At 64.2% G+C, this 1041-nt stretch carries 1 protein-coding gene and 1 pseudogene; both read left to right on the top strand.

Annotated features, from left to right (window positions below; translation table 11 throughout):
• Window positions 1-247, top strand: a pseudogene (locus OP495_RS18120) (xanthine permease XanP); the annotation flags it as partial.
• Between the two features lie 47 nt (window positions 248-294).
• The coding region (locus OP495_RS18115; RefSeq protein WP_280571167.1) for an FAD-dependent monooxygenase at window positions 295-1041 on the top strand (747 nt) is incomplete at its 3' end.

The raw sequence follows: 1041 nt of genomic DNA, 5'->3' as shown, positions 1-1041 counted from the left end.
CCAGACGATGACCCGCAAGACGATCATGACCATCGCCGTGTCGCTGGGCATGGGGCTAGGTGTCCAGCTCGTCCCCGAAGCCCTCGCCGGGCTGCCCGAGACCGCCGAACGCATCTTCTCTTCACCGATCACCACCGGCGGGTTGACCGCCATCCTGTGCACCCTGTTGCTGCCCGGCAGCACCGAGGATGCCAAGGCGCCCGACGACGCAACGCCACGCGCCACAGCACCCAATCAGCCTTCGTAAGCCATAACAATTTCGTCCCTCATAACAATCGATTGAAGGAGTTCGCCATGTCTCGCTCAACACAACAGGTTTCTCCCTTGCACGTTATCGTCGTCGGCGCGGGGATGGGCGGCCTGAGTACCGCGCTTGCCTTTCAACACCAGGGTCACCGAGTCACCGTCGTCGAGCGTGTCCAGGAAATACGCCCGATAGGTGCGGCCATTTCCCTGTGGCCCAACGGGGTCAAGATCATGCACCGCCTAGGGCTCGGCGACACCATCGAGCGTCTCAGCGGCGAGATGACCCGCATGCGCTATCTCACCCACCACGGGCGGACCTTGACGGATTTCAGTCTCGCGCCGCTGTTCGAGGACGTCGGGCAGCGCGCTTGTCCCATCGCACGCGCCGCCCTGCAGCAAACACTCTTCGACGCAGTCGGCGCCGAGCATATCCAGCTCGGGCGTTGCTGCAACGATTACACGCTGGCGGACGACGGCGTCACGGCACATTTCGAGGATGGTGGCAGCCTCCACGCCGACTTGCTGGTGGTCGCCGATGGCACGCACTCGCGGCTGCGCGGCAAGATCACCGGGCGCGCCGTGGAACGTCAGTACGTCGGGTACGTCAACTGGAACGTACGCGTGGCCGCCGCCGACGATCTGGCGCCGCTCAACAACTGGGACCAATACGTCGGCGATGCCAAACGCGTCTCGCTGATGCCCATGGGCAGCGGCGGTAACGACCAGGACGCGCAGGAATTCTACTGTTTCTTCGACGTGCCCCTGCCTGCCGGGACAGCGAACGACCCGCAGCAC

It is taken from the genome of Chromohalobacter sp. 296-RDG, assembly GCF_029889885.1.
In the GTDB taxonomy this organism is placed as follows: domain Bacteria; phylum Pseudomonadota; class Gammaproteobacteria; order Pseudomonadales; family Halomonadaceae; genus Chromohalobacter.
The sequence above is the reverse complement of the archived record's forward strand: the minus strand, read 5'-3'. Positions and strand labels throughout refer to the sequence as shown.